Source organism: Limnospira sp. (assembly GCF_051859755.1).
Classification (GTDB): domain Bacteria; phylum Cyanobacteriota; class Cyanobacteriia; order Cyanobacteriales; family Microcoleaceae; genus Limnospira; species Limnospira fusiformis.
On record NZ_JBIMLI010000004.1, the window covers coordinates 61,937 to 77,435 of the forward strand.

At 42.6% G+C, this 15,499-nt stretch carries 16 protein-coding genes; 6 read left to right on the top strand and 10 right to left on the bottom strand.

Annotated elements, in window-relative coordinates; all coding sequences use genetic code 11:
- Positions 1 to 85: 85 nt before the first annotated feature.
- Positions 86 to 628 carry a hypothetical protein gene (locus ACTIE0_RS01570; RefSeq protein WP_006626043.1) on the bottom strand — a complete coding sequence of 181 codons (543 nt, stop codon included), beginning with the start codon at positions 626 to 628 and terminating at the stop codon, positions 86 to 88.
- A 120-nt stretch (positions 629 to 748) separates the two neighbouring features.
- On the opposite strand from ACTIE0_RS01570, the gene ACTIE0_RS01575 reads away from it, so the two are divergent.
- The gene (locus tag ACTIE0_RS01575; protein WP_006626044.1) at positions 749 to 1,741 is read left to right on the top strand and encodes an aspartate carbamoyltransferase catalytic subunit; all 993 of its coding nucleotides are present in this window, start codon (positions 749 to 751) and stop codon (positions 1,739 to 1,741) included.
- Positions 1,722 to 2,552, top strand: a complete 831-nt coding sequence (locus ACTIE0_RS01580) for a hypothetical protein (protein WP_315639796.1) — start codon at positions 1,722 to 1,724, stop codon at positions 2,550 to 2,552. The genes ACTIE0_RS01575 and ACTIE0_RS01580 overlap by 20 nt, the downstream gene beginning before the upstream one ends.
- Here the strand turns inward: ACTIE0_RS01580 and ACTIE0_RS01585 are convergent.
- Positions 2,547 to 3,545 carry a cysteine hydrolase family protein gene (locus ACTIE0_RS01585; RefSeq protein WP_006669037.1) on the bottom strand — a complete coding sequence of 333 codons (999 nt, stop codon included), beginning with the start codon at positions 3,543 to 3,545 and terminating at the stop codon, positions 2,547 to 2,549. The genes ACTIE0_RS01580 and ACTIE0_RS01585 overlap by 6 nt on opposite strands.
- Positions 3,546 to 3,603: 58 nt before the next feature.
- Positions 3,604 to 4,029, bottom strand: a complete 426-nt coding sequence (locus ACTIE0_RS01590; protein WP_006669038.1) for a helix-turn-helix domain-containing protein — start codon at positions 4,027 to 4,029, stop codon at positions 3,604 to 3,606.
- A gap of 406 nt (positions 4,030 to 4,435) precedes the next feature.
- Here ACTIE0_RS01590 and ACTIE0_RS01595 point away from each other — a divergent pair, with 406 nt between their 5' ends.
- From ACTIE0_RS01595 to ACTIE0_RS01605, 3 genes are all read left to right on the top strand, one after another.
- Complete coding sequence (locus tag ACTIE0_RS01595; RefSeq protein ID WP_006626049.1) at positions 4,436 to 6,226, top strand: ABC transporter ATP-binding protein; 1,791 nt, start codon at positions 4,436 to 4,438, stop codon at positions 6,224 to 6,226.
- A 112-nt stretch (positions 6,227 to 6,338) separates the two neighbouring features.
- Entirely contained in the window at positions 6,339 to 6,803 is a 465-nt protein-coding gene (locus ACTIE0_RS01600) for a DIP1984 family protein (RefSeq protein WP_006619497.1), read from the top strand.
- Between the two features lie 296 nt (positions 6,804 to 7,099).
- Positions 7,100 to 8,692 (top strand): Hsp70 family protein, encoded by a 1,593-nt coding sequence (locus ACTIE0_RS01605; RefSeq protein ID WP_006626051.1) that lies wholly within the window; start codon positions 7,100 to 7,102, stop codon positions 8,690 to 8,692.
- A gap of 26 nt (positions 8,693 to 8,718) precedes the next feature.
- Here ACTIE0_RS01605 and ACTIE0_RS01610 read toward each other — a convergent pair whose 3' ends face one another.
- From ACTIE0_RS01610 to ACTIE0_RS01625, 4 genes are read right to left on the bottom strand one after another with little or no spacing between them, the layout of a single operon-like run.
- Entirely contained in the window at positions 8,719 to 9,441 is a 723-nt protein-coding gene (locus ACTIE0_RS01610; RefSeq protein ID WP_006626052.1) for a metallophosphoesterase family protein, read from the bottom strand.
- A 24-nt stretch (positions 9,442 to 9,465) separates the two neighbouring features.
- Positions 9,466 to 10,218 (bottom strand): metallophosphoesterase family protein, encoded by a 753-nt coding sequence (locus tag ACTIE0_RS01615; RefSeq protein ID WP_006626053.1) that lies wholly within the window; start codon positions 10,216 to 10,218, stop codon positions 9,466 to 9,468.
- Entirely contained in the window at positions 10,211 to 10,714 is a 504-nt protein-coding gene (locus ACTIE0_RS01620; RefSeq protein ID WP_006669039.1) for a L,D-transpeptidase, read from the bottom strand. Before ACTIE0_RS01620 ends, ACTIE0_RS01615 begins: the two co-directional genes overlap by 8 nt.
- 40 nt (positions 10,715 to 10,754) lie before the next feature.
- Complete coding sequence (locus ACTIE0_RS01625; protein ID WP_006669040.1) at positions 10,755 to 11,447, bottom strand: bifunctional 4-hydroxy-2-oxoglutarate aldolase/2-dehydro-3-deoxy-phosphogluconate aldolase; 693 nt, start codon at positions 11,445 to 11,447, stop codon at positions 10,755 to 10,757.
- A gap of 62 nt (positions 11,448 to 11,509) precedes the next feature.
- On the opposite strand from ACTIE0_RS01625, the gene ACTIE0_RS01630 reads away from it, so the two are divergent.
- Complete coding sequence (locus tag ACTIE0_RS01630) at positions 11,510 to 12,529, top strand: glutathione S-transferase family protein (protein ID WP_006669041.1); 1,020 nt, start codon at positions 11,510 to 11,512, stop codon at positions 12,527 to 12,529.
- Between the two features lie 56 nt (positions 12,530 to 12,585).
- Here the strand turns inward: ACTIE0_RS01630 and ACTIE0_RS01635 are convergent, their stop codons facing one another.
- The 3 genes from ACTIE0_RS01635 to tnpA all read right to left on the bottom strand — a co-directional run bounded on the left by ACTIE0_RS01635 (position 12,586) and on the right by tnpA (position 15,298).
- Positions 12,586 to 13,905 (bottom strand): site-specific DNA-methyltransferase, encoded by a 1,320-nt coding sequence (locus tag ACTIE0_RS01635; RefSeq protein WP_006626057.1) that lies wholly within the window; start codon positions 13,903 to 13,905, stop codon positions 12,586 to 12,588.
- Between the two features lie 10 nt (positions 13,906 to 13,915).
- Entirely contained in the window at positions 13,916 to 14,791 is an 876-nt protein-coding gene (locus ACTIE0_RS01640; RefSeq protein ID WP_006626058.1) for a hypothetical protein, read from the bottom strand.
- Between the two features lie 87 nt (positions 14,792 to 14,878).
- On the bottom strand, positions 14,879 to 15,298 hold the full coding sequence (gene tnpA, locus ACTIE0_RS01645; protein ID WP_006669042.1) for an IS200/IS605 family transposase: 420 nt from the start codon (positions 15,296 to 15,298) through the stop codon (positions 14,879 to 14,881).
- Positions 15,299 to 15,499 lie beyond the last annotated feature (201 nt).

Genomic DNA, 15,499 nt, shown 5'->3' on the forward strand with positions numbered 1-15,499 from the left:
AACTGTAGTTAATGATACCAACTGGTTAACCCCAAGTTAGTGGTGTTTTTTGTCGGATCCAATTATACCATACAACGGGTCACAGTTACAGTACAATTTCCTGGCCCCTATTGGTAAAGTGGACTTGTTGGATTTGCCAAACGGGGTTGCTAGTTAGGGTTTGGCGTAAACTACCGAACAGCGCTAGTTGTTCACAGGAGGACAGGGAGGTAAACACGCGGGGGCTATTGCTGGGAACCCGAAAATCTATGGTGATGGTATGCTGATGGCGGATAATTCGATACCCCAAGGAAAAGTCGGCGGATTCCTGGTTGTCTAAAACCTGCTTGACTGCCAATTCTAGGGACTGTTCCGCCGGAAGTGTAATGCTTCTTGGTACTAGGTTTTGACAGGTGCTGTCGGCTTGATAAAGGGTGACTGGGATAGTGTTTGCTGTGGGGACGGTGGGTTCTTTTAGGGGCGGCGGCACGGGAGGGGTTTCTGGTTTGCTTTGGGCGCTGCTGGTTTGGGGGTCGGGTTGGTTGATGGGGGTTTCGGAACTTTCCTCAACGGGGACACTACAGCTTGTCAAGGCGACAATCATCACTGTAGTCAAAACAGGGGGTAACAAATGTTGGATACTAATCATGGCTGGTATATGGGTATGGGGTATAGTTAATCATTCAAGGCTAAAAGGCTTGACTCCGAATAGCAGTGACCTGTCCCCGTTCTCCGGCGCGATCGATAAATATTTCTTGAATGAGGCTAAATGGTTACGACAAACTGGAATCGCCGACATATCCTATCTCTGGCTGATTTCACTGCTGCTGAATATGATACGGTTTTGCAAACTGCTGCTAGTTTCCGGGAGGTTCTCGGACGTAGGACTAAAAAAGTCCCGGCTTTACAGGGTCAGGTGGTGGCTAATTTGTTCTTTGAACCTTCGACCCGGACTCGCAATAGTTTTGAATTGGCGGCGAAACGTCTGTCGGCGGATACGTTGAATTTTGCGCCGGGGACTTCTTCGCTGACTAAGGGTGAAACTATCTTGGATACGGCTAAAACTTATTTGGCTATGGGAACGGATATGATGGTGATCCGACATCGTGAAGCGGGGGTTCCTTTGGCGATCGCCTCCGAGATGGATCGCCTTAATACTCAGGTGGCGATTTTGAATGCGGGAGATGGTCAACATGAACACCCATCCCAGGGATTATTGGATTTGTTTACTATTTGTCGGGTTTTTGACCCGGAAAATCCCCGCCTGGATTTATTGCGGGGTAAGAAAATTGCGGTGGTTGGGGATATTTTGCATTCTCGGGTGGCGCGGTCTAATATCTGGAGTTTGACGGCTACGGAAATGGAGTTGCATTTAGCTGGTCCGCCGACTTTGCTACCTAAATGGTTTGCGGGGTTGGGTAGCGATCGCCCGGGAAAATTGTTTTTACATTGGAGTTTAGATGAGGCTCTGGCTGATGCTGATTTTGTCATGACTTTGCGCTTGCAAAAAGAACGGATGACTAATTATTTATTGCCGAGTCTGCGAGAGTATCATCAACTCTATGGGATGACTACAGAACGCTTAAAGTTATGTCGTCCTGATGTCAAAATTCTCCATCCCGGTCCGGTTAATCGCGGTGTGGAAATTAGTTCGGAGTTGATGGATAATCCCGATCGCAGTTTGATTTCTCAGCAAGTTACTAACGGTATTGCGGTCAGGATGGCTTTATTATATTTGATTGGTGTCGGTAAGGGAGGATAGACGACGGGTGCAGGTATTTCCAGACCCTCAACAGTTACAAATGGCTATGGATGCGATCGCTCAATTTGAGGCCTCTCCTGTTCCTGGGGTCTGGCTAGGCTTGGATCGGGAACAGGTGATTAGTGAAATGCGATCGCGCCTTCAAAACCCCTTTAGTCTCAGTCAGGGAGGACAGCCTTTTTGTGGTCCGGCGGTGATTATTTTTGAACTGATTAGACATCACCCCCAACAATATGTCAAAATTTGCCGTAACTTGTTTCAACTCGGCGGCTTTCATACCCTCAAAAATACCTGGATTTCTGCCTCGGAACGTCTGCGAAATACCCACGGCAACTTTCTGATGCCTCAAGCTGATTGGATGCTACTTTCTACCCTGCGAGAATCTCAAAATTTATGGCTTCCTATTGAGCCTAATGCGCCGGATATTCTCCGTAACTTGGCGGGAATTACTAAGCCCTGGGAAATTGTGGGATGGACTCAGGAACTTCTCGGCTTTGCTGATGTTAATTTCACCAAACCTTATTTATTTGGTCATCTCCAAGCTATGGAAAATGCCACTGCTGTTTTAGACCAAGGTGGGGTGGTGTTGGCTTTGATAAATGCTGAGGCTTTACTCAAAAATAAGCCGCCTTTAATACCTTATCCTAGTCATTGGGTGGCGGTGGTCAGTGCTATGGATTTCACTGATACTAATTCTCCCCAATTAATTGATTTTCAAGTTTACAGTTGGGGTCAAAAAATGCGGGTTACAGCTACTCCTCAAGCCTTCTCCCTCCACTTCTGGGAAGCTATTACCGCACAACCATTATAAGGCGATCGCATCGGTGGATTTAACTAGATTAATTCCGGCGGCAGAAAACCTTTCAAATGCGGCTTCTGCGGCTTCTGTGAAATCGACTACACCTGGAACTATTACCGGAGAAGTACAATCTTCTAACACATAAACCCGTTGCGCTAAAGTGCGATCGCGATGTTGAATTTCTGTCAGTAAATCCTCCACAGTCCAGGCGACACAGTGACTCTTAGCTTGACCCGCAATAAATAGCAGATCAAAGTTCAGCAGTTTCTCAATTAGTCCCTGATTTTTGTTCCCAATACTCACGCCATTACTAGCTACTAAAACCTCTGGCTTTAGAACCGAATAATTTTCCGTGAGGGGATGTTGACCTTTGAATTCTAGGTGAGTTTGACTGTAACGGGCGATATTATGAAAAAATAGGGCTTCTTCTACTCCTGAAACTAAAGCATGACTAATACCGCCCACCATACCATGATAGGGCCAAATCGTGAGAGGATAGCGCCCCCCTTCCGTCAATTGATGGGTATAATAGCGGGCGTGTTGTGCTAAAGTTTGTTCATCCCAACCCCTAAAATTTGGGGCGATCGTTGGATTAACCCGCCATCGACCTTTAGCGATATCCTCATCAGTAATAGTCCTTCCCGGTTCGGGATATTCACCACTATCATTCACCCAAAAAATCGGATGAAAAATCTGCATAGCAGTGTGAGTATCTAGGGTGGCTATAATTTCAGTAATCCTCCCCAAATGGCGATAAATAAACTCACATAATCGTTGATTATCTTGTAGCGCACCCCTCACAAATAACTCAAATCCGGGAATACAAAATGTATTCTGAACATCAATTAGTAATAAACCGATTCGTTTAGTATCCCTAGCTGCCGGTTGAATGTCATGTTCTTTGGCCCAAAGCCGTGCCTCTCTCTCCCGCTGCTGATAGGGTACTTTCCACACTTCCTCAAGTTTATGACTATCAAAGAAAACCGGAATCGGCAATTTGTTCATGAAAGCCCCCTAGGATAAGCCCGCACTGCCAGTTTCAGCTCTCCACAATTTAGCCAGACTAAATTTGCATATTGAGCCTATATCTAATAGTAGCATAAACCACATTATATGAGACTTGTAACCCATATTTTTCTTGTAGCCAGCTTTGGACATCACAATAAGTTTTAAAGCCAGAGTCTTGGCGAGTCAGCTTATACTTGAGTTCCTGTAACGCATCCGGGGGAATTTTTTGCCTACGTCCTTTTTTATATTCATTAAAAATTAAACGATCTATTCCACCTTGTTTATAGCGATTTAACCAGCGATGGATCGTAATTCGGTTCACCCCTAATACTACCGCTAATTTAGTAATACTACTAACCTTATTAGACTTGAGCAGATAAAGTGCTTTAACTTTCGCAAACCCCTCAGTTGCTATGGTTTGAGACATTAAACAATTCAGGTCTTCGAGCGTTTCTTGGATTTCCAATTGACGGTATTTCATCTCAATCACTCCAGGCTATGCAAGCCAATCCAATTAATCTTGATGATGATTTGCTAAAAATAAATATTCGATCGCATTAAAAATCACTTAGACCCAGCTATAAACAGTGATCAAATATACTGAATATTCAATCCTCCCTCAATTTTCACTAAGGCTAATGATTAATAATTGCCCTACCATTTAAACCCAGCTTACCAAGATAATCAACTGATTAATAAAATTACCCACAAAACCCACTTTATAAATCTTTTGCCTCCCCCCAAAACCTCCAAAACCCACCTTTTTTTAGGCTACTACCACATCCCAGAATATTTGGACCATCCCCAGATACCCTTGACAAAAAGCTGGCTATGTGCATAAAATAAAAAATTATCATATCTCTACAAAACTTAACAACCTTTAAATTGTGACCAAAAATCCTACTATTTCTAAGTCCCCTCTGAGGCGGTTATTTGAATATGCCGATCGCTATCGTCTGCAAATTTGGCAGGCCAGTATTTGCTCAATTCTCAATAAAATCTTCGACCTAGCGCCTCCGGTTCTCATTGGTGCGGCGGTGGATGTGGTAGTTAATGAACAGGACTCATTTATCGCCGGATGGGGTATTGAAAATGTCCAAAGTCAACTAATTGTTTTATCGATTATCAGTGGCATAATTTGGGGTTTAGAATCCCTATTTGAATATATTTATAAACTACTGTGGCGTAACCTCGCCCAAACCATTCAACATGAACTGCGTTTAGATGCTTATCGACACCTGCAAAATCTGGAGTTATCCTATTTTGAAGAACGCAGCACCGGCAGTTTAATGTCTATCCTGAATGATGACATTAATCAACTGGAAAGATTTTTAGATGTTGGGGCTAATGAAATTCTGCAAGTAGTGACCACAATATTAATTGTCGGCGGTGGTTTTTTCATTATATCTCCCGAAGTGGCTGGGTTGGCTATGCTACCGATGCCGTTTATTGTTGGGGGTTCCATACTGTTTCAAAAAAGGTTAGCGCCCCGTTATGCAGAAGTCCGCGAAAAAGTTGGTTTTCTGAATGGTCAATTGTCTAATAATTTGACGGGTATTACCACCATTAAAAGTTTTACCGCCGAAGAATATGAAGCGGAAAGAATTGGCAAGCAAAGTCAAGGCTATAGACTAGCTAATCGACGTGCGATCGCTTTTTCTGCCGCCTTTATTCCCCTGATTAGATTCTTGATTTTCTTTGGTTTTACTGCCACCTTAATTGTTGGCGGTTTACAAACCATAGAAGGACGGTTAGCAGTAGGCAGCTATAGTGTTTTGGTGTTTATTACTCAGCGTCTGCTGTGGCCTTTAACTCGCCTAGGAGAAACTTTTGACCAATATCAACGGGCGATGGCTTCTACCAATCGGGTGATGAATTTACTAGATACCCCCATTGCTACTCACCCCGGAAATATTGCCTTAAATAGTCAGGAAGTTAGGGGAGAAATTGACATTAAAAATATCACTTTTTCCTATAACCCTCAAATGCCAGTCATTAAAAACCTATCCCTATATATTCCTGCGGGAGATACCATTGCTATTGTCGGGGCTACTGGGTCTGGTAAAAGTACGTTGGTCAAACTGTTATTAAGGTTATATGAAATCCAGTCAGGAACCATTTTGATAGATGGCATAGAATTACAACAAATTAAACTGGAGGACTTACGAAAAGCGATCGGTTTAGTCAGTCAGGATGTGTTTCTGTTTCATGGGACTGTAGCCGAAAATATCGCCTATGGCACTTTTGATGCCAGTTTTGATGAGATTGTTAATGCCGCGAAAGTGGCTGAGGCTGATGGTTTTATCAATAGTTTTCCCCTAGGATATGATACGATTGTGGGAGAAAGAGGTCAGAAACTATCGGGAGGACAGCGACAACGAATTGCGATCGCTCGTGCTGTGTTGAAAAATCCCCCCATTTTGATATTAGATGAAGCGACATCAGCGGTAGATAATGAAACGGAAGCAGCCATTCAGCGATCGCTGGAATACATCACCCAAAATCGTACTACTATTGCGATCGCTCATCGTCTTTCCACTATCCGCAATGCTGACTGTATTTATGTGATGGAAGATGGTCAATTAGTCGAGTGGGGAAGACATGAGGAATTGCTGGAAAAACAGGGAGTTTATAACGGCTTATGGCGAGTTCAGTCGGGCTTGAGGTTGTCACAGTAACCATGACTGCTAGAGAGCAAAATTAAGTCTTGACAAAAATTGATTTTAGATTTAAAATGGGGGTATTGTCGGAAAATGTCCTAAACCATATACCGTTAATTTGGGGGAGGTGATGGTTGTGAAATTAGCAGAAGCCTTAATTTTACGCGCTGATCTGCAGAAGCGAATCGCTCAATTACAACAGCGGTTGTTGCGAACTCTGAAAGTTCAGGAAGGCGAAGAACCTCCCGAAGATCCCCAAGACTTAATGGGGGAGTTAGAAAATCTAAGCGCTGAACTGCTGCGTTTAATTCAGCAAATCAATCGGACTAACTCAGTCACGCAATTAGAGGGAAAATCTCTATCAGATGCTTTAGCAGAAAGGGATACACTCAAACTCAAGCGCAGTGTTTATAAAGCGGCAGTTGAAGCAGCATCAGAACGCTACGATCGCTATACCAGAGGAGAACTGAAAGTATTAACTACGATTAATGTGGCTGAGGTGCAAAAATTGACCGATAGTTTAGCCCAAAATCATCGACAACTAGATACAAAAATTCAGGCTTTAAATTGGGCAACCGATCTAATTGAGACTTGAATAAACCCGGATAATTGTTGGTAGCCAAACCTTCAGAAGCGAGTGTGAACCGCCAACTCGGTAAGTTGGGAACATCAAACAAAAAAAACATGGTTGGATACTGGGCGTATTCTGGGTTCGACTCCCATTACAAATTTTGCCCAGCATTGTAACAAGGTTACAAGAGAAATGTCACATTTTACTACCGCATACTGGTCTGTATGGTTTGGTGAGGGTGGGTTAGGGGATAACAATTATCTGTAGGGGTTGATTGTCCTATAATATACTATAGGCCAATATTATTGATATAGTATCCAATGACGATCGCGATCGATTTGGGAACCAGTAACACAGTAATTTCCCGTTGGAACCCAGTTACTGAACAACCGGAAACCCTAAAATTACCTGGTTTGTCACAAATTTCAGCCCAAAATCCCCCATTAATTCCTAGTCTGCTTTATGTAGAAAATGCCAAGGAAAAACAAGTTTTATTAGGTCAACAAGTGCGCGATCGCGGTTATGATTTAGCCAACGATCCGCGTTTTTTCCGTAACTTTAAACGGGGAATTGGTAGTAATATTCAGGGATTTTTACCAGAAATTGACGGTGAGATAATCACCTTTGAAACCGCCGGAGAATGGTTTTTAAAAAATGCGATCGCCGCTATCAGCAACATTCCCCTAACGGTAGATTCCCTAATTTTTACAGTACCCGTAGATAGTTTTGAAACCTATCGCAACTGGTTAGGTCGTATCTGCGAGTCCTTGGAAGTCCCACAAGTGAGGATGATAGATGAACCGACAGCGGCGGCGTTGGGTTATGGATTAGGCGATCGCCAATTATTGCTAGTCATAGATTTTGGTGGTGGCACCCTGGATTTATCCCTAGTCCGTTTAGATGCCACGACCGCCAAAAATCCCCTAGGTTTTATTCTGAAATGGGGTCAAAAATCCTTAGCGGAATCTTCTGGACAAAAAGCCAAAACCGCGAGAGTTATCGCCAAATCAGGTCAGAATTTAGGAGGTTCAGATATCGACTATTGGCTGGTAGATGATTTCGCCCAAACCCAGGGATTAGTCAAAAATGCTTTAACCACCCGTTTAGCCGAAAAGCTGAAAATTCAGTTATCCCTAAAAACCCAAGCCAGTGAAGTTTATTTTAATGAGGAAACCTTCGAGAGTTACGAGTTAGAAATGACTCGCGATCGCTTCAATGAAATCTTGACACAAAACCAATTTTTTGAGAACCTAGATAAAGCCATGGGTCAGGTTTTACAGCAGGCGCGTCGCCAAGGGATAGAAGTGGGGGATATTGACGCGGTTTTATTAGTAGGGGGGACTGTACAAATTCCGGCTGTTCAAGACTGGGTAAAGCAATATTTTAACCCTAGTCAAATTCGCAGCGAAAAACCCTTTGAGGCGATTTCTCATGGTGCATTACAACTAAGTTTAGGCACTAAAATTGAGGACTTTCTTTATCATAGCTATGGTGTTCGCTATTGGAATCGCCGGGATAATTGTCATGATTGGCATCCAATTATTAAATCTGGTCAACCCTACCCCATGACAGAAGCGGTAGAATTATTGTTAGGCGCTTCCTTAGAAAATCAACCCAGTATTGAATTAGTTATTGGTGAATTAGGCGACGAAACTGGGGGAACAGAAGTCTTTTTTGATGGCGATCGCCTAGTTACTCGCAGTCTCAACACTGGAAAAGCTACTGTCCAACCTTTAAATGATACTGACACCGGACGCAGTATTGCTAAATTAACCCCTCCGGGAAATCCTGGTAGCGATCGTATTCGGGTACAATTTCAGATTGATGAACAGCGTTTTTTACGAATTACAGTCGAGGATATATTGACCAGTCAAACCCTATTAAATAATCAAACAGTCGTCCAATTAAGCTGACACCAGGGGGTTAGGCTGATTATCTGTCACGGTGCATAATTAAAATGGCGGGGGCTAGATATAAATTCATCAATCCAGCTTTCCCGTCGTTTTCCCTGTTGATTAGCTTGCCAAATTTTACCTGTGTTGATATCCAAACAAGTTAGCCACCCTTTAGGGCTATATACCCGTGTATCAAGACAAATTGCATAGCCAAAATTTACAGGTTTTCCGCTTTTCTGGCTAGTATGACCACATACCATAGTTTTACCAGAATAGTGAGGTTTAGCACTATAAAACTTTTCCCAAAATAAATGGTGATTGGATTGTTTAGATAGGGGGATATTGGGCGCAACATTAGCATGAACAAAAAAATGAGTTTCTTCTTCCCAATAGTCTAAACAGGTTTGTTCGACAAATTCCCAATGTTCAGGTAAAATATGGTTAATTTTAGGTTTTTTTCGGGATGAATTTTGGTAAGATAATATAGTTTGTTGACCGCCACAAATTTTCCAGGTATCTAAACTGTTAGGATGCGATCGCGCTGCTAACATCATAATTTCATGATTTCCCCGTAGAGGGATTAACTGACCCTGATTATACAGATAAATTAACCTATCAATTACCCCCTTAGAGTCAGGACCGCGATCGACATAATCCCCCAGAGTAATCACGCGGTCATCTGGTTGAATACTTACCATATCTATGAGAGTATCAAAGGCTTTTGAACAGCCATGAATATCACCAATCGCCAAAATTCGCATAAACATTAATTGAGATATTTTGCTACTATTTTAACGCCGATTTAGGCGCATCCTAAATCGAATCGGGACGTAGGGAATCTCAAAATCATCAATCCAGCCAGTTTGTTTTTCCCCCTTTTGATTAGCTTGCCAAATTCTGCCACTATTGACATCTAAACAAGTTAACCAACCCTGACCACAAACCCAAGTATCAATGCAGATAGCATGACCAATATTAAGAGGTTGACCAGTTTTTTGGGTAGTATGACCGCAAACCATAGTTTTTCCAGAATAGTGAGGAGAAGGATGATCAAATGATTGCCAAAATAGCATCCTTTCCGGTTGTTTATTTAAAGGTAAATTGGGATACACATTAGCATGAACAAAAAAATGCGATCGGTTTTCCCACCAATTTCGACACACCTTTTCGAGAAAATACCAGTGTTTTTCAGGGATAGAATTAATCGCCTTATACCCGCCATTATGACCATAAGAAGCGATAGTTTCTTCCCCTCCAGAAGCCTGCCAATGATACCAGGCATCCCAACCCAAAGAACGCGATCGCAACATCAAAATTTCATGATTTCCCCGCAAAGCAATCAATTGTCCTCGGTCATGTAAATCGATGAGGCGATCGATAATTCCCTTCGAGTCTGGGCCGCGATCCACATAGTCACCCAAGGTGATAATCTGGTCATTTGGTTGCAGTTTAATCGCCCTAATTAGGGTATCAAAAGCCACCGAACAACCGTGAATATCACCAATTGCCAAAGTTCGTTTAGGCTTGTAAATCCTATTACTCATGTACTATAACAGGTGTGCCAACTGATGCCCACTCAAACAGCCATCTAGCATGGTCTACAGCAACATTTGTGCAACCGTGGCTAACTGGAGTTCCAAACATATTATGCCAATAAGCGCCATGAATTGCCATGCCGCCATCGTAGTACATTGTATAAGGAACATCCGGCACATCATAACCAGGGCCAGTCATACGGGTACTACGATACTTAGTTTGAACCCTAAAATTACCAACACGGGTAGGAGTTGAGGGTTTTCCAGTAGAAACAATCACCGCATAAACGGCTTTATTTCCCTCCCAAGCGATCAACCGTTGGCGAGTCAGATCAATTTGAATCCAACGTTCCGAAGACTGTTGTAAATCCAACATCCGCCGCGCTATCATGTTATGAAATTCTTGGGCTTGTACCGGAGTTGAGTCCCCGTAAAGCAGTGTTACCCCTAGACTCAGCCCCGCTACCAATAGTCCCAGCTTACGCCATGGAATTGAACTTTTCATGATTTCACCTTCCTAGAGTCTGTGCATGACTAAATCCATTTTAGAAGAATTTTACCCCTTCTGAATCATGGGATTTGTCCCCGTTTTCTGATTTATCCCCAGAGTTCAGGATATCTATTAAATGTTGCGCGCGCCCAGTAATTTCCTGCCAGTTACCCTGGGATATCGCCTGTTTAGGGAATAAATCTCCTGATAATCCCACCGCTATAGCCCCCCCTTGAATAAACTTCATAGCATTGTTTAAAGTTACTCCCCCAGTAGGAATCAAGGGTATTTGACCTAGGGGACCCTGTAAACTTTTAATATAATCAACACCTCCCACCGCTGAAATCGGAAAAACTTTAACAGAACTCGCCCCATTTTGCCACGCAGTCACAATTTCCGTCGGCGATAAAGCCCCCGGAATTATCGGAATTGTCCTGGCTTGTGCTAATTGAATTAATGATAAATTAATGTGGGGAGAAAATATAAATTGTGCGCCACAATTGACAGCATCCCGTAAATTTTGCTCAGTTAAAATTGTGCCAGTCCCAATTAAACAATCCGGCAACTCTGACCTAAGTTTACTAATGATTTCCGGTGCCTTTTCACCATTCCAGGTAATTTCAATTAAGCGAATACCGCCCCGGCTAACAGCCCCAGCCATTTGTAAACCTAGTTCCCAACTGGGGGGGCGAATTACAGCGATCGCTTTATGGGTTTTCAGTTGTTTTAACCAATCGCTATTTTCCATAATCTCTAACTTGGTTATAATAGTTAAATTAGTCTCACTACAACAATTCCTGTTCACTAATTATGGCCCCCACTCCCACTCCCACCAAAAAAAGCGGTAGCCCCCTCCCCCCAGGGGCGATCGTCCGTTTAGGAAAGTTCGCCTGGACTACTATGTGGCGGTTGATGATGTCAAAGTTAGCCCCCCGTAATTCTTCTGGGGAATATATCCGCCCCGAAAGCCAATTTCGCCACCAGGTAGGGACAGCAGCCTATCCCCCAGAGGCGGGACGCTATCAGTTAATTGTGGGCTGGGGTTGTCCTTGGGCCCACAGAACCCTAGTTGTCCGGGCTTTAAAGGGGTTGTCCTCTGCGATATCCATAAATATCGTTTCTCCTTCCCCCGACTCGGGAATGTGGGTTTTTGACCAGCCAGAAGTCGAATTTAACACCCTACCTGAATTCTATCATAATGCTAAACCGGGTTATCAGGGGCGAGCTACTGTCCCCCTCTTGTGGGACACGCAGCAAAAGGCGATCGTCAATAATGAAAGCGCCGAAATTATTGTTATGTTAAATTCCGAGTTTCAGCAGTTCGCGAAATACCCCGATCTAGATTTATATCCTCCCGCCTTAAAAGAAGCGATCGACTCTTGGAATGAGCAAATTTATCAATATGTTAATAATGGTGTCTATCGCTGTGGTTTTGCCCAAACCCAGACCGCCTATGAAACCGCCTGTAATCAGCTATTTGATACCCTCGATTTAATCGACAAAACCCTAGCCAATTCCCGTTATTTATGTGGCGATCGCATTACCTTGGCAGATGTCCGATTATTTACCACCCTCTTTAGATTTGATACCGTTTATTATAGCCTGTTTAAATGCCACCGTCGCCGCCTAGTGGATTATCAAAATCTCTACCCCTATTTGCGCGATATATATCAACTTCCCGAAGTCGCCGAAACCTGCAACTTAGAAGTTATTAAACGAGACTATTACGGCAATTTATTTCCCCTCAACCCCGGCGGAATTATCCCCCTCGGTCCTGACCTGGAGCTACATCAACCCCATGACCGCGATCGTCTTACCCAAACTAATTAATTTTCTAGTGATAGCAAATTATCTCCCATGACCCTGATTCCATCTAACCAGAATAATTATCCATTACCCTGCCATGTCTTCACAATATCCTCAATTTGTGCGGGGATGGGGCTAGGTACAAAAATTGAGAAATCCGTGATTTTAGTGTCCTGATTATCTAATCTTTTAGCCCGATTATCTAATTGGTCAGAAGCGCCTTGGTCAAATAATGTTGGTTGTATATAAACTTCCTCTGAATTACTCCCACTACTTTTGACAAAATCACCCATAGGTTTAATACCATGTTCAAATCGATTTAAAATTGTCTTAAACGCTTCTATACTATGATCTACACCAATCCAATTACGTTGCATTTCATCAGCGATCGCCAAACTTGTCCCCGAACCGGCAAAACCATCAAGTATCAAATCTCCTGGATTCGATGAAGCCGCAATTATTCTTCTCAATAAATCAGGATTTTTTTCAGTTGGATATCCCGTAATTTTAACATTTTGATTATAAGCATCCCGGAACTCTAGCCAAATATCCTGAACTCCCACCCCTGAATGTTCATTGAGATAAACCTTCCTTCTAGGATTACCATTTTTAGACCAGAATATTTCACCTCGTGCGTCCATTTCATCCAGAGTCTTTGGGGGATATTGCCAATGTTTACCCGGAGGCGGCATTTTACCCCGCCAAGGCTTCCCAGTTTCACCATGACGCACACCTGGTGCATGGAGTGGAACCTTCATAAATTGACGACCAGTTTCTGGTTCAATATATTGATACTCCTTTTTACTATTTTCCGACAAGGGGACTTTGGGTTGATTCCATATATATGTATCTGACTTGGTATAAAATAATATAAAATCTGCGGTTTTCCCATAAGTTCTACGAGTATAATTTTTGGGATTGCATTTTTGTCTGACTATCATATTTCGATAGTTTTCAGCACCAAAAATTTCATCCATTATTAGCTTGATATGAAAAATCATCTTTTCATCAAGATGTAAATAAATTGAGCCATGATTTGACAGTAATTGATGCAGCCATATCAGACGTTCTCGTAAAAATTCCACGAACATAGCACCCGTTAAGGTATCATCATAAGCCTTCGACTGTTTTCGTGACAAAAAATGGCTTTCTGTTGCAAAGGGTGGGTCTATATAGATTAAATTAATACTCCCGCATATTTCGGGTTCCGTAGCCAGTAAACGAAGAACATCTAAATTATCGCCAAAGTATAACCTTTTAGGTGAAGCATGAGAATAAATACTTTGATATTCGACTAAATCACTATTAATAATTTCCTGGTATGATTTTTTATGGGCATAGACCAGCTCAACTTGATTATCGTCAAGCAATTTATCTTTTTTAGGTATTCCAATTGCCATAAATTAACTGTTATGATACTAACCACTCGATGTTTATGCGTTCTGGAAACATTCGGAGAGTAACCACCTTAACTTTACCATACCAAGCATCCTCAAGATCCGCATAATCTCGCCACATTGAACCCAGAAGTAAGCCGGGGCCATCGTTAAGGAATATGACTTTAAGATTTAATCCATTAGTTTGAGCATATTTCAGAATCTCACTAGCACAATCACGATACTGGCCTGTTCGATCATCTTCTTGAGTACCACCTCGGTCTGAATCATACCTAGCTAAACCCACAGCAACTGGCTGATTATTATGTAATAAAACAAAGTCTACTGGGCGATTTGGTCGAGGATAATTATCAAAAAATTCTCCTAATATTACATCTTTGCCAGCACGTTGAGGGCCGATAATCTCCAGTTTTGAATATTGTTCACGAACGATTTTAAATAGCCTTTCTGTTAGATCATATCCTTTTTTACCACGCTCCTTATATTCCCAAAGCACGGCACATAAAGCCTCATCAGGCATAGGTCTCGACAAAAATTGGGATTGAACTTCTGTAATTAAACGAAATCCCTTGCCAAATCGATTACATATTTGATCAGCATTTGATTTTTTTTTGAGCATTTCTACAGGTGTTTCTGGACTCACATATTTTCTGAATACTCGACCAAGTTGTATCCGCATCCAAACGGGTTGGATTTGTGTAATTGCCAAAAATAGATCCGTTGAAGAATGGGACGACTTTAACAGATGACCAAATGTGACCAGTACAGGTTGATAAAGTTCACAGGCTAATGATAGGATATCTGGATAGTATTCACCAGCAAATAACGTGATCCAAAGATGACCATCTTCTTGATAATCTCGGAAGCTGGTTTGCTCATTTTTTGGCAATTTGCTAATCTCTCCTTTTCATTGAACAAAAATAGCGACGCATTCCCCCACCTCGCGTCAGCAGGTGGGGGTCAAGGATCGGTCAGGTCAATCATCGTAGCCTTGCCCCTCTATGTAAGCTTTGAGGACATCCAACGAGGCGCAACCAGCCGAGACGACACTAAATCCACGCTTCCCAAAAACCGGACGACCATAGTACGGTTTCAATTGTCGCACAAAACGCTTCCTGATTTCGCGGCTGGTAACGGTCTTCATCGTATTGCAGAGCTTAGAAATAGAGACCATTAGAGCTAGGTCAACCAATAAATGAATATGGTCATTAGTCCCTAAATCTGCCTTCGCCTCTTCTAGGAGACAATCATTCTTCTCGCAGATGCTCCGACAAAGTTCGCTCATGTCCTCTTCTATCTCCCCAGAGATGACGGGATGACGGTATTTGGTGACAAACACTATATGAATCTTGATGCTGGCAACGGTGTGAGAGAAAGACCTGAGAGCTTTTGACATTTAGTTCACCATGGGTTAACATGACACCATGCTAACCAACAAACCCACATCAATCATCCATACAGACCGATGGAATCTTAACCCGACAGCAGCAGCGCGAGTGCTGCTAATCCAAACGGTTGAGGTCTCCCTAGGTGTCTGTCGGCATTTGATGGGAATTCTCTTAACTCATTGGCCATCTCTAGGAGGGTTATCGACTCA